We start from the raw sequence: 13718 nt of genomic DNA on the forward strand, positions 1-13718 counted from the left end.
CTTCTACTGCGGTTGCTGTTGCAAATCGAAAATGCGGCTCATCGGTATCCACTTCTGCCCCGCGGGCGTCCAGGGTGTGGGCGCCTGAAACTGCCACATCAGCGCTTCCCATTCGCGGATCTTCGGGTCCGTGTCGGTGGCAAGCGCCATGCGCTCGGCGTCGTAGATGGCGTCGTCGGTCTCCATGAGCATCACCATGCGGGTACCCAGTCGATAGATCTCCATGCCGGTCACGCCGTGCTCGCGCAGGTGCCGCGCGACTTCTGGCCAGATGCGTTGATGGTGGGCTTCGTACGTGGCGATGAGCGCCGCGTCGTCTTTCAGATCCAGAGCAAGGCAGTAGCGCATGGCAACCTCAGGTCAAGGCGCGGTCGAGGTGCGTGTAGCCACCATCGACAAATACCCACTGCCCCGTCGTGTGCGAGGCCTGTGCAGAGAGCAGGAAGACCGTGGTACTGGCAATCTCGTCGGCGGTGGTCATGCGTTGGCCGAGCGGAATCTTCGATGTAATCGCCGAGAGTTTGGCGTCGGGGTTGTCGAACGTGGCGATCCAGCGTTCATACAGCGGCGTCAGCACCTCGGCCGGAATGACCGCATTGACACGCACGCCGTCCGGCGCCAGCGATGCCGCCCATTCCCGAGTGAGCGACAGCTGTGCACCCTTCGCGGCGGTGTACCCGCTCGTATTGCCTTGCCCCGTCAACGCCGTTTTCGACGAGATATTGACGATGGCCCCTCGGCTCGCTTTCAGGTGCGGCAGGCACAGATGTGCCATGACGTAGTAATGGATCAGGTTCTTCTCAAGCGAGCGCACGAAGGCGTCGCGGCCCGCGTCCAACCCCACGCTGTCGTTGATGCCGGCGTTGTTGACGAGGCCATCGATATGTCCGAACTCGCGCACGGTTTCGTCCACCATGCCGCGGCAATCGACCTCATCTTCCAGGTCGAACTGGAAGAAGCGTGCCTTCGGCTGGCGACGCATTAGCTCGGCCTCGAACGCAGGCGCCATCGGGCTCTTGCCACAGACGACTGGAATGGCCCCTTCGGCCGCCAGTTGCAGCGAGATGGCCGCGCCAATGCCGGCTGCGCCGCCCGTGACGATTACGACTTTGTCTTGCAGATGCAAATCCATGGTTCAAGCCTTGAGTTGCAGGTTGTAGCAGCGGGCGGCGGTGCCACCCCAGAGGTCGGCGCGTTCGGTGGCGCTCAGTCGCTCTTCGGCCCAGACATGCAGCACGTCGTACACCGTGCCGTACGATGCCGCCAATTGGCACACCGGCCAATCCGACCCAAACATCACGCGGTTGGGACCGAAGACATCAAGTGCCACGTCAAGGCATTGGCGCGCGTGCTGAACGTCGCGCACCGTCACGCCCTTTCGCCAGTCGGCTTCGGTCAGCAGGCCGGAGAGCTTGCAGGAGACGTGCGGCATGTCCTTGAGCGGCGCGAGTGCGGCCCGCCACCTCGCGAAGGCCTGCGCATCACGCTCGAACGCTTCAATCGGTGGCTTACCGAGATGATCCAGCACCAGCAAGTGGCGATCGTGCCGGCCGCAGAAATCCACGGCGGGCTCCAGTTGGTGGCCGAACACCAGCACGTCGTACGTGTAGCCCCAGAGTTGCAGCAACGCGACGCCCTGCTCGAATGCCGGGTTCGACAAAAATGCGGCAACGTCCGGCTCGTCCTGCACGGTGTGCCGGAAACCAACCAGCTTGTGCTCGCCGCTCCGGGCTTCAAGGCGGGCCTCAAGATCGGCAGCATGCAGGTCTTCCCAGCCGACCACGCCGACAATCCAGTCGTGCGCAGCAGCAAGGCCCAGCAGAAAATCCGTCTCCTCACGCACGCCGCGCGCCTGGACGGCAATCGCAGCGTCCAGGCGTTGCGCACGCAGCTCGCGCAGCAGGTCGGCAGGCAGGCGGTCTTCGGCCAGGGCTTCCATGCCGGGGCCGATCCATGAATACGCCTCGGGTTGATAGCGCCAGAAATGCTGGTGCGCGTCTATTCGTGGCACGGGCAGTGCAGGGTCCGTCATCACATCAGCCCCGGAAGCGGTACTGCTCAAGCGACGCCGGTTTCATCGTGATGGAGAAACCCGGTGCCTGCGGCGGAAGATAGGCGGCATTGCGCACCACGCAGGGGTCGACAAAGTGCTCGTGCAGGTGGTCGACATACTCGACAACACGCCCTTCGCGCGTGCCTGACACGCAGATGTAGTCGATCATCGACAGATGCTGCACGTACTCGCACAGGCCCACGCCGCCGGCATGCGGGCACACCGGCAAGCCGTACTTGGCGGCCAGCAGCAACACGGCCAGGATCTCGTTCACACCGCCCAGCCGGCATGCGTCGATCTGCACGACATCGATGGCGCCGCGCATGATGAACTGCTTGAAGAGGATGCGGTTCTGGCACATCTCGCCGGTCGCCACCTTGACGGGGGCGACGGCTTCGCGAACCTTACGATGACCTTCCACATCGTCCGGGCTGGTCGGCTCTTCAATGAACCACGGCTTGGCGAAACCGAGCTCGCGCACCCAGTCGATGGCCTCCTTGACCTCCCACACCTGGTTGGCATCGATCATCAACTCGCGGTCCGGCCCGAGCACTTCGCGTGCGATCGAGACGCGGCGAATATCGTCCTTCAGATCACGCCCCACCTTGAGCTTGATGTGGCGGAAACCGCTGTCGACGGCCTCGCGGCAGAGGCGGCGCAGCTTGTCGTCGTCATAGCCGAGCCAGCCAGCGGACGTGGTGTAGCACGGGTAGCCTTCCTGCTCCAGCGTGCGGATGCGGTCAGCCTTGCCGGGCGCCTGCTTGCGCAGCAGCTCAAGCGCTTCTTCGGGCGTAATGCCGTCGGTGATGTAGCGGAAGTCGATGCAGCGCACGAACGCTTCCGGCGTGAGATCGGCCACCAGGCGCCACAGCGGCTTGCCCTCAGCCTTGGCCCACAAATCCCACGCAGCATTGACGACGGCGCCCGTCGCCAGATGAATGGCGCCCTTGTCCGGGCCGATCCAGCGCAACTGGCTGTCAGACGTGACATGGCGCCAGAAGCGGCCCATGTCTTCACGAATCCAGTCAAGATCCAGCCCTTCCACCAGATGACGCATCGCCTCGATGGCGGCGCAGCACACCTCGTTGCCGCGCCCGATGGTGAAGGTCAGGCCATGGCCTTCCAGGCCCGGCTGGTCAGTCTCCAGGATCACATAGGCTGCGGAGTAATCCGGGTCCGGATTCATCGCGTCAGAGCCGTCGAGATGCTGGGAAGTCGGAAAGCGCACGTCCAGCACGCGCAGGGATCGGATGATGGTCATGAGTATCGTGTTCGGGATTGCGGAATGCGTGCCTTCAGCCTTGCGCGTTCACCGTGCGCTGGCGCTGCTCGCCCAGCCCCTCGATGCCCAGGCGCATCGTCTGGCCGGCGCGCAGATAGACCGGCGGCTTCTGCCCCAGCCCCACGCCCGGCGGCGTGCCGGTGGAAATCACATCGCCCGGCTGCAGGCTCATGAAGCGGCTCAGATAGCTCACGAGATGCGCCACGCCAAACACCATGGTCGACGTCGATCCGTTCTGGTAGCGATGCCCATCCACCTCCAGCCACAGATGCAGCGCCTGCGGGTTGGGCACCTCGTCTGCGGTGACAAGCCACGGGCCGATGGGGCCGAACGTGTCGCAGCCTTTGCCCTTGTCCCACGTGCCGCCGCGCTCGAGCTGGTATTCGCGCTCCGACACATCGTTGATGACGCAGTAGCCCGCCACGTGCGCGAGCGCATCGGCCTCGCTGATGTACCGGCCACCCTTGCCGATCACCACGCCAAGCTCGACTTCCCAATCGGTCTTCACCGAGCCCTGCGGAATTTCCACGTCATCATTGGGGCCGCAGATGGCGCTCGTCCATTTGCCGAAGACGACCGGCTCGGCCGGCACTTCGGCACCCGTCTCAGCGGCGTGGTCGGAATAGTTCAGTCCGATGCAGATGAACTTGCCCACGTTGCCTACGCAGGCACCCAGGCGCAGGCCGGCTTGCGGCGTGCCATCGACGATGGGCAGGCGGCTGATGTCCAGCGTGCGCAGGCGGGCCAGGCTCTCGGGCAGCAGCACCGCGCCGCCAATGTCGTCAATCACGGCCGACAGGTCGCGCACTTGTCCTTGCGCATCGAGCAGGCCGGGCTTTTCCTGGCCCTTAGGGCCGTAGCGGAGGAGTTTCATCGTGTTGTCTTTGTGGACTGCAATCAATCAAACCAATCAGTTGGACCAGCCGCCGTCGATCACGCAGCAGGTGCCGGTCGTGAAGCGGGACTCATCCGAAGCCAGGTAGGTCGCCAGCGCGGCAATCTCGTCTGCCGTGCCGACGCGGCCCATCGGCTGGCGCGCAACGAAGGCCGCACGGATGGTGTCAATCGACACGTTCTGTTCCTGCGCCTGCGTGGCTATGCGCTGCTCGAGCGAGGGGGACTCCACCGTGCCCGGGCAGATGGCGTTGCAGCGAATGCCACGCGCCACAAAATCGGCGGCAATCGCCTTGGTCATGCCAATGACGGCAGCCTTGGTCGTGCCGTACACGAAGCGGTTCGGCACGCCCTTCACGCTTGATGCAGCCGAGGCCATGTTGATGATCGATGCGCCGCCGTTGTCCAGCATCTTCGGCAACAGCGCACGCGTCAGGCGGTACATCGATGTCACGTTGAGCTGCCACGAGAACGCCCAGTCGTCTTCCGAACATTCGAGGATGCTGCCGGGGTGCACGAAGCCCGCGCAGTTGAACAGCGCATCGAACGCAGCTTCTTCGCGTGCCAGGACGGCAACGGCATTGGCGTCCGTCACGTCCAGGCGCAAGGTGCGGATACCGGCGGTCTCTGCCAGCGTGGCCAACGCCTCTGCGTTGATATCGGTGGCGAGCACCTGCGCGCCCTCTCTTGCAAACATCATCGCGCTGGCCCGGCCAATACCCTGCCCAGCCGCCGTCACGAGGATGCGTTTTCCTTGGAGTCTCATTGCGTCTGCGTTCCGGCGCGGGCCACGTTGGTAGTGGCCCATTCCGGCAATGGAGTTAAAACACTGCGCCGTTCAGGAAAGGGATTCAGCCGGCATGGCGGCGAACGACGCTCCGCCACGCCCCTAGTTGCGATGATTCGTCAGTACAGAACGTTCTTGGCCTCGGGCGAATCCAGGTTCTGCTTGTTGACCATCATCACGCCCGTGTCGACCTGCTTCTGCACGGGCTTCTTCTCGATCACGCTAACCACCGTCTCGATGCCCTTGTAGCCCATCTGGTACGAGCTCTGGACGGCGATTGCGCGAATCGTGCCGTCGCGCACGAAGCCCTGCAGATCCTGGTTGCCGTCAAAGCCGATGGCCGCCACCTTGCCGCTCTTGCCCGACTGCTGCAGCGCGCGCCCCATCCCGACCGCCGTCGGTTCGTTCGCACCGAAAATGCCCTTCAGATCAGGATTGGCGGCCAGCACATCCGTCGTCTGGTTCAGCGCCGTAGCCATTTGCGATTGCGAGTAGAACGGTCCAACGATCTGCAGCTTCGAATGCGCTTCGATGTATTTCTTGAAGCCGCCCACACGGCCAATTTCAGACCCCGCGCCCGGCACATAAGACATGATCGCGATCTTGCCGGTCTGGCCCACGGCCTCGATCATTGCCTTCGCGCACAACTCGCCCGCCTTCGCGTTATCCGTCGACAGGAACGACTGGTAATACTGTTTGCCAGAGTCAGACACCATCGAGTCGATCAGCACCACCGGAATGTGGGCTTCCCATGCCTTCTTCATCGCCGGCACCAGCGCATCCGGGTCTGACGGTGCGAGGACAATGCCCGCGACATGCCGGTTCACGGCGTTCTCGACCATGTTCACTTCGTCGGCAATGGCCGATTCTGCTGCGGGCCCCTGGAAGGTCATCGAGTAGCCCTTCGCCTTGCCCATGGCGGCCGTCGCGCCCTTCTGAACGTTCTGCCAGTAGTTGGAATTTGCCGATTTCACGATCACGGCAATTTCACCGCCTGCCGCCTGCGCATAGGCAGAGAACAGTGCACACGTTGCTGCAACCACCGCCAGTACGGAAAACTTCTTCATGTCTCACTCCTTGGTTTTGGTTTGAACTTCTCGACTCACAACTTGCGGTTTCTGAGCTGATCGATCCAGACGGTGCCAAGGATGACCACGCCGATGATGATCTGCTGGATAAAACTCGATACGCCGTTCATGTTGAGCCCGTTGCGCAACACGCCGATCACGAACGCGCCAATGGCCGTGCCCGAGACCGTTCCGACACCGCCCATCAGCGACGTCCCGCCGATGACGGCACTGGCAATCGCATCAAGTTCGTACATCACGCCTTCGTTCGGCTGCGCCGTCACGAGGCGAGACATCAGCACGCAGCCGGTCATCCCGGCCAGCAAGCCCGACAGCACATACGTGAACAGCTTCACGCCCTGCACGTTCACGCCGGACAGGCGCGCCGCCTCGGCGTTCGAGCCGACTGCGTAGATGTGGCGACCCAGTGAAGTGCGGGAGAGCAGCACAGAGACGGCAATGAACAGCGCAAGCATGATCACCACCGGGTAAGGAATGCCGGGGAAGACCGTGTCCGGAAAACCGTCCGCCCCGATGTGCGAGATGCGGAACAGCGCGCCGTTGCCGAGTTCGCCGAAGGCGTCCCCCAAGCCCGAGACCGGACGGGCGCCCGTGATCTGCAGCGCCACACCGCGCGCGACCAGCATCATGCCCAGCGTCGCAATGAATGGCGGCAGGCCCATCCGCGTGATGCAGATACCGTTGACCCATCCGCACATGGCACCAACAGCCACACCGGCCAGCATGGCAATCGGAACCGGCACGCCCATTTTCACGAGCAATGCGGCCACGACGCCGGAAAGCGCCAGCACTGAGCCCACCGACAGATCGATGCCACCGGTGATGATCACGCACGTGGCGGCCACGCCAAGGTAGGCAATCGACGTGACCTGTAGTGCGACGGTCATGAAGTTGCCGACCGAAAAGAACGCTGCGCTGGTGGCGGCAAACGCAATCACAAGCGCCACGAGGCTACCGAGCGCCGCAAACTTCTGGATCAAGTCCCGGTGGTGTTGCTTGCGCTGCGTTTTCACGGCCTGCGGCTGATCTGATGTCATTTCAAGCATGTGTTCGTCCTGATGCGTAATGCAGAATTTCTTCCTGGTTTGTCTTCCGTGTTTCCAGGACTGCGGTGATGCGGCCTTCGTGAAAGACGGCAATTCGATCTGTCATGCCCAGCAGTTCCGGCAGCTCCGAGCTGATCAGCACGACTCCGACACCGTCCGCGGCGAGTTCGTCCATCAGCCCATAAATCGCGTACTTGGCGCCGACGTCGATGCCCCGTGTCGGTTCATCGAAAAACAGGATGCGCGAACCGCGATACAGCCATTTGCCGATCACGATCTTCTGTTGATTGCCACCCGACAGATTGCGCACCGTCTGCCCGACGGACGGCGTGCGGATGTTCAGCTCGCGCACGTAGCGCTGCGCCACGGCGGTCTCTTCGGAAAAGCGCAGGAATCCATGCGATGAAATCGCCCGGACATTGGCCAGGGTGATATTCACGGCCACCGGCATCGACAACGCCAGACCGTCCTTCTTTCTGTCTTCCGACAGGTAGGCAATGCCTTGCCGGATGGCCTCGCGCGGCGAACGGATCGTGACCGGCGTGTCGCCCAGCATGATCGACCCGGAATCGAGCCGTTCCGCCCCAAAAATGGCCCGCGCCACCTCCGTGCGGCCCGCGCCCATCAAGCCGGCAAAACCGAGAATCTCGCCCTTGCGCAACTCGAACGACACCGGCCCGAAGACGCCTGCGCGGCTCAGTGCGTTCACGCGTAACAACACCTCGTCGGTCGGCACCGATTTGCGCGCGGGGAATACATCGTCGAGTGAACGGCCGACCATTCGCGCGACGATCTCGTTGACACTGGTGGAAGCGAAATCACTCGTGGCGATATGGCGGCCGTCACGCAGCACCGTCACCCGATCGACGATCTCGGCCATCTCGTCGAGTCGGTGTGAGATATACAGAATCGCCACGCCATCGGCGCGCAACTCCTTGATGATGCGAAACAGCTGAACGGTTTCGGATTCCGTGAGCGAAGACGTGGGCTCGTCCATGATCAGCACGCGCGCATTGAGCGAGAGCGCCTTGGCAATCTCCACCATCTGTTGCTGCGCGATCGACAGCGCGCTGACCAGCGTGGTCGGCTCGACGGTCAGCCCGATCCGCTGCAGATAGCTCCGAGCGCTGGTGTTGAGCTTGCGGTAATCAATGAACGGGCCGCGCTTGGGCTCACGCGCCAGGAAGATGTTCTCGGCCACCGACAGGTGCGGCACGAGATTCAGCTCCTGATGGATGATCGCAATGCCGGCCGCCTGCGCCTCGGATGTCGAGGTGAAGCGCACTGCCTCGCCGCGGTAAGTGATGGCACCATCGTCTGCTGTGTACTGGCCGCTGATAATCTTCATCAGGGTGGATTTGCCGGCACCGTTTTCGCCGCAGACGGCATGGACTTCGCCCACGCGCAGATCCAGATCGACGCCATCCAGCGCAACGACGCCGGGAAAGCGTTTGCCGATGCGCTGCAAGCAAAGAATCTCTTGCGGCATCGACGATCTGGAGCTGCTTACGTGCGTAGGCACGGCATCAGCACTGCTCATCGTGGTCTCCGTTGTGTTGCGAGGCTCTGATCTTCCGCTCGACGCACTGGTAAGTCCAGTTCGGAGCGATTCGAGTAAGCCAAGCATTTTTTGGTCAAGCCAATATCACTTAGAACACACCTGCCTGACCACTAGTGCAAACCCTGAAGTGTTGCTGACACCAGTCTAGACAACGGCTGGCGGTGCTCATGCTAGACTCGAAACACACCCATGCGCGGCAACGCGCGCGCCAAAAACCACACCACAATGAAGCAGACAGAGCCAAAGCGGCTTTACCAATCTGTAGCCGCGCAGATTCTTGCGCTGATCCAACAGGAAAAGCTCGGACCGGGCACACGCTTGCCTCCAGAGCGCGAGCTGGCGCAGACGCTGGGCGTATCGCGCCCGTCGTTGCGCGAGGCGTTGATCGCCCTGGAGATTGGCGGCCAGGTTGAGATCCGCATGGGTTCTGGGGTGTACGTGCAGGACGCAAGCGCGGCGAGCGAGAGTGCGGCCATTCCGTCGCTGGGCGAAAGCCCCTCCGAACTGATGCAGGCCCGAGCCGTTCTTGAAGGCGACGTGATCACGCTCGCCACGGGGCGCCTGACGGCGGCCACGCTTGATAAGCTGCAGCGCACCATCGACCGCATGAAGAAACTCGCATCGGGTGGAAAGTCGCCCACCGATGCCGACCGCCAGTTCCACATGCTGATTGCAGAGACCGCCGGCAACTCAGTCCTCAGCCGATTCGTGGCCGAGCTGTTCGATAGCCGCCATGACCCGCTCGCCATGGCCATCCGCGACCATGCGGAGGGCGAATCAAGCTGGCATGCGGCCGTGCATGAGCACGAAGAGATTCTCAAGGCGCTGCAGGCGGGCGATCCCATCGCGGCGCAAACCGCCATGCGGGCGCACTTGAAAGCGTCTGAAGAGCGCTGGATTGCGGGCGCCATTCAGCAAGACAGCACGCAGTAGCCGCGCTCACCGCATGCGCGGTGCGCTCGCGCCCGCGCAATCCCTCCCCGGCACCCACGCCGCTCCCGCCCCAATGCGGCCTGACCAAATTTCGGGCCGTCTCGCCTTGACCCCTTGAAAACAAGGGATTTTCAGCATCAGGGTTTCCCCCATCAAGGAATTTCCCGCAAGATGTTAAATTGGTCTGACCAATAGGTGAGGCCAGTTTGGCATGACCAGTTGCTGTAGACGAAGGCTGTTTCCTTCAACTTGGTGCAGTACACGGCGCAATCAAACCTCACCTCATCCACTCAAGGAGACCGGAAGGTGACCCACTGTTTGCCATCGCCACTCGCCCATACACAACCTCTTCAACGGCTCCGTCAAGCGGAGACTGGCGACGCCGCTTCCGCCGGAGCCGCATCATGCTGACGGTCGTTTGCGAAACCCCAGGCACCCTGCTCGCGCTCGACCGCCCGGTCCCCACCCCTGCTGAGGGCGAGGTGCTGCTGCGCGTGAAACGCGTTGGTGTGTGCGGGACCGATCTGCACATCTTCACGGGCAATCAGCCTTACCTGAACTACCCGCGCGTGATGGGGCATGAGCTGTCGGGCATCGTCGAACAGGCGCCGGCCGGCAGCGCGCTTGCCAAGGGCGACGTGGTCTACGTGATGCCCTACCTGTCATGCGGGCACTGTGTCGCGTGCCGCCAGGGCCGGACAAATTGCTGCGTCAATATCCAGGTGCTGGGGGTGCATTGCGACGGGGCGTTCACTGAATACCTGAGCGTGCCGCAAGCCTTCGTGCACAAGGCGGACGGCGTGAGCCTGGATCAGGCCGCGATGGTGGAATTTCTGGCCATTGGCGCGCACGCGGTGCGTCGTGCGCAGGTGCGGGCCGGGCAGCGCGTGCTGGTGGTAGGCGCTGGCCCGATCGGCATGGCGGCCATGATCTTTGCCAAACTGCGCGGCGCGGTGGTCACAGCGCTGGACTCCCGTGCGGATCGCCTCGCCTTTGCAGTGGAGCAACTTGGTGTGGACGCCAGCGTTGCGCTGGGCGATTCCGACGAAGCGCAACTCAGTGCGCTCACGGCTAATGAGTTTTACGACGTCGTCTTCGATGCCACGGGCAATCCGAAAGCCATGGAACGCGGCTTGCGTTTCGTGGCGCATGCCGGCACCTATGTGCTGATCTCTGTGGTGGCGGCAAACATCTCGTTCTCCGATCCGGAATTCCACAAACGCGAGACCACGCTGCTCGCCAGCCGCAACGCCACCACCGAAGATTTTGAGACTGTGCTCGACGCCATGCGCGCGGGCAAGATTCCGACCGCGCTGAACACGCACCGCATGGCGCTGGCGGACGTGCCCGAGCACTTCAAGACGCTGCTCGACCCCGCTGCCGGCGTGGTGAAAGCCATCGTGGAGTGCTGAGCGCATGACCGAGCCGATCCTCCAGTTCGGCACAAGCCGCTTCCTGCAGGCGCACGTCGACTTGTTCGTGTCGGAAGCGCTCGATGCGGGGCAAGCGCTGGGTGGGATGACCGTCGTGCAAACCACATCCAACCCGGCCAGCGCAGCGCGTGTGGCGGCGCTGGCAGGCGGAGAGGGTTATCCGGTGCGCATTCGCGGCTTGCAAGACGGCGCACCCATTGACCAGACCGTCACCTGCCGCGCCGTGCAGCGCGCCCTTCAGGCCGAGGCCGACTGGGAACAACTGCGCGAGCTCATGGCAACGGACGTGCAGGTGGTGATCTCCAACACGGCCGACCAGGGCTACCAGCTCGACCCGCGCGATGATGCCAGCTTGATCAAGCAGCCATCGCGCGTGCCACACAGCTTTCCCGCCAAACTGGTGGCGCTGCTGCTCGGCCGCTGGCTGCGACAGCCGCAGGCACCGCTGTCGCTGTTTCCGTGCGAACTGATCGAGCGCAACGGCGACACGCTCTGCGAGACGGTCTGCACGCTGGCACAGCAATGGGCACTGCCCGCCGCGTTCGTCGATTGGCTGCGCACGCATTGCGTCTGGGCGAATTCGCTCGTAGACCGCATCGTCTCCGAGGCATTGCACCCCGTGGGCGCCGTGGCGGAACCGTACGCGCTGTGGGCCATCGAGCGCCGGCCCGGGCTGGTGCTGCCATGCACGCATCCGGCCATCGTGCTGACGGATGAGCTGGATCATCACGAGCGGCTCAAGCTCTTTCTGCTCAACGCGGGCCACACCTTTCTGGCCGAGCGTTGGCGCGAAGATGCGCATCCCACCGATCTGACTGTCGTGCAGGCCATGGAAGACCCGCGCCTGCGACCGGAGCTGGAAGCGCTGTGGCGCGACGAGATCGTTCCTGTATTCGCCGCCCTGCACAAGCGCGAGGCCGCCGAGGCCTATCTCGTCTTGCTGCGAGAACGGCTGTTGAACCCTTACCTTGCCCACCGCCTCGCCGATATCGCGCAGAACCACGCGCAGAAGAAGCTACGGCGCTTGGCACCCATCGTCGCTCTGACGCGGCAGTTGGGCTTGCACCTCGCCCAGCCGCGCCTGAACGCCGCGCTGGCCAATCCGAATTGAACCTGCGAAGCACCATGTCCGACTCATCCATCATTCTTCTTGCCCCCGACGACGACGTAGCCGTCGCGCGTGTTGCGCTGGCTGCCGGCGCGGCACTTGACGCTGCGGTGACCACGCGCGATGCCATTCCCGCTGGCCACAAGGTCGCGTTGCGTGACATCGCAGCGGGGCAACCCGTGCACAAGTATGGGCAGGTCATCGGCGTGGCTACGGCGCCCATCCATGCGGGCGAGCACGTGCATGTGCACAACATCGGTATGGCGCATTCGTCTGCCCAGCACGCTGTTGGCCACGCGTACCGCGCCACAGTCCCTGTCGACACACCTGCCTCGTTCGAAGGTTACGTGCGGGCGGATGGCCGCGTCGGCACGCGCAATTTCATTGGCGTCATCTCCAGCGTGAACTGCTCGGCCACCGTGTGCCGGCATATCGTGCAGGCAGCTCAGGCGGAGGCGGCTGCGTTTCCCAACGTGGATGGCGTTGTCGCCATCACGCACGGCAGCGGCTGCGGCATGGCCGGTAACGGCGAGGGGCTCGAACTGCTGCAGCGCACGCTGCGCGGCTACGCCGACCACCCCAACTTTGCCGGCGTGCTGATCGTTGGCCTCGGTTGCGAAGTCAACCAGGTCGCCCCGCTCGTACAGATGCTTGGGGCGCGCACGCCGGGCTTGTTTGCCTCGCTGACGATCCAGAAAGAAGGCGGCACGCGTGAGGCGATTGCTGCCGGCTTGGCCATGCTGCGCGACATGCTGCCGATCGCGAATCAGGCGCAACGCAGCACCGTCCCGGCAAGCCACCTGACGGTGGGCCTGCAATGCGGCGGGTCGGACGGCTATTCCGGCATCAGCGCCAACCCCGCACTGGGCGCAGCGGTGGATCTGCTCGTGCGACACGGAGGCACCGCAGTGCTATCTGAAACGCCCGAGATTTATGGCGCAGAACACCTGTTGACTGCACGCGCCGCAACGCCTGCCGTGGCCGGTGCGTTGATGGATCGGCTGGCCTGGTGGGAGCATTACACCAGCACGCTGGGCGCCGACATGAACAACAACCCGTCGCCCGGCAACAAAGCCGGCGGCGTCACGACCATCCTGGAGAAATCGCTCGGCGCGGTCGCCAAGGGCGGCAGCAGCGGGCTGATGGCCGTGTATGAATACGCCCAGCCGGTGCAGGCGCACGGCCTCGTCTTCATGGACACACCCGGCTACGACCCTGTCTCGGCCACTGGCCAGGTCGCCGGCGGCGCCAACCTGATCTGCTTCACAACGGGCCGCGGGTCCACCTATGGCTGCAAGCCGGTGCCCTCCTTGAAGCTGGCCACCAACAGCACGCTCTATCGGCACATGGAACTCGACATGGACTACGACTGCGGCGGCATCGTCGATGGCCGCCTCAGCATTGCGCAAGCCGGCCAGGCGCTGTTCCAACTGATGCTGGCTACAGCGTCGGGCAACCACACCAAGAGCGAACTCAACGGCCTGGGCGACAACGAGTTCGTGCCGTGGCAGCTTGGTGCGGTGATGTAAAGCA

13 protein-coding genes are annotated in these 13718 nt (G+C 63.4%); 4 read left to right on the top strand and 9 right to left on the bottom strand.

Annotated features, from left to right (window positions below):
* Positions 1 to 3: 3 nt before the first annotated feature.
* From NG898_RS12340 to NG898_RS12380, 9 genes are all read right to left on the bottom strand, one after another.
* Positions 4 to 348 (bottom strand): L-rhamnose mutarotase, encoded by a 345-nt coding sequence (locus tag NG898_RS12340; RefSeq protein WP_092970480.1) that lies wholly within the window; start codon positions 346 to 348, stop codon positions 4 to 6.
* 7 nt (positions 349 to 355) lie between these two features.
* The gene (locus tag NG898_RS12345; protein WP_252692566.1) at positions 356 to 1132 is read right to left on the bottom strand and encodes an SDR family oxidoreductase; all 777 of its coding nucleotides are present in this window, start codon (positions 1130 to 1132) and stop codon (positions 356 to 358) included.
* Between the two features lie 3 nt (positions 1133 to 1135).
* Positions 1136 to 2017 carry an L-fucono-1,5-lactonase gene (locus NG898_RS12350; RefSeq protein ID WP_252693431.1) on the bottom strand — a complete coding sequence of 294 codons (882 nt, stop codon included), beginning with the start codon at positions 2015 to 2017 and terminating at the stop codon, positions 1136 to 1138.
* Positions 2018 to 2036: 19 nt separating this feature from the next.
* Positions 2037 to 3314 carry an L-fuconate dehydratase gene (locus NG898_RS12355; RefSeq protein ID WP_252692567.1) on the bottom strand — a complete coding sequence of 426 codons (1278 nt, stop codon included), beginning with the start codon at positions 3312 to 3314 and terminating at the stop codon, positions 2037 to 2039.
* Between the two features lie 34 nt (positions 3315 to 3348).
* On the bottom strand, positions 3349 to 4209 hold the full coding sequence (locus tag NG898_RS12360) for an ureidoglycolate lyase (protein WP_252692568.1): 861 nt from the start codon (positions 4207 to 4209) through the stop codon (positions 3349 to 3351).
* Positions 4210 to 4245: 36 nt separating this feature from the next.
* Positions 4246 to 4995, bottom strand: a complete 750-nt coding sequence (locus tag NG898_RS12365) for an SDR family oxidoreductase (protein WP_252692569.1) — start codon at positions 4993 to 4995, stop codon at positions 4246 to 4248.
* Positions 4996 to 5135: 140 nt separating this feature from the next.
* Positions 5136 to 6083, bottom strand: coding sequence for an ABC transporter substrate-binding protein (locus NG898_RS12370; protein WP_252692570.1), 948 nt, complete (start codon positions 6081 to 6083; stop codon positions 5136 to 5138).
* Between the two features lie 35 nt (positions 6084 to 6118).
* Positions 6119 to 7150, bottom strand: coding sequence for an ABC transporter permease (locus NG898_RS12375; RefSeq protein ID WP_252692571.1), 1032 nt, complete (start codon positions 7148 to 7150; stop codon positions 6119 to 6121).
* On the bottom strand, positions 7143 to 8639 hold the full coding sequence (locus NG898_RS12380; protein ID WP_252693432.1) for a sugar ABC transporter ATP-binding protein: 1497 nt from the start codon (positions 8637 to 8639) through the stop codon (positions 7143 to 7145). The genes NG898_RS12375 and NG898_RS12380 overlap by 8 nt, the downstream gene beginning before the upstream one ends.
* A gap of 297 nt (positions 8640 to 8936) precedes the next feature.
* Between NG898_RS12380 and NG898_RS12385 the strand changes: the two genes are divergently transcribed.
* The 4 genes from NG898_RS12385 to NG898_RS12400 all read left to right on the top strand — a co-directional run bounded on the left by NG898_RS12385 (position 8937) and on the right by NG898_RS12400 (position 13714).
* The gene (locus tag NG898_RS12385; RefSeq protein WP_252692572.1) at positions 8937 to 9644 is read left to right on the top strand and encodes a FadR/GntR family transcriptional regulator; all 708 of its coding nucleotides are present in this window, start codon (positions 8937 to 8939) and stop codon (positions 9642 to 9644) included.
* 404 nt (positions 9645 to 10048) lie between these two features.
* A complete protein-coding gene (locus NG898_RS12390; RefSeq protein WP_252692573.1) occupies positions 10049 to 11056 on the top strand; it encodes a zinc-binding alcohol dehydrogenase family protein in 1008 nt (335 codons plus the stop codon).
* Between the two features lie 4 nt (positions 11057 to 11060).
* Entirely contained in the window at positions 11061 to 12188 is a 1128-nt protein-coding gene (locus NG898_RS12395; protein WP_252692574.1) for a mannitol dehydrogenase family protein, read from the top strand.
* Between the two features lie 14 nt (positions 12189 to 12202).
* Positions 12203 to 13714 (top strand): UxaA family hydrolase, encoded by a 1512-nt coding sequence (locus tag NG898_RS12400; protein WP_252692575.1) that lies wholly within the window; start codon positions 12203 to 12205, stop codon positions 13712 to 13714.
* The last annotated feature ends 4 nt before the right edge of the window (positions 13715 to 13718 follow it).

Source organism: Ralstonia mojiangensis (assembly GCF_023955645.1).
GTDB classification, from domain to species: Bacteria; Pseudomonadota; Gammaproteobacteria; order Burkholderiales; family Burkholderiaceae; genus Ralstonia; species Ralstonia mojiangensis.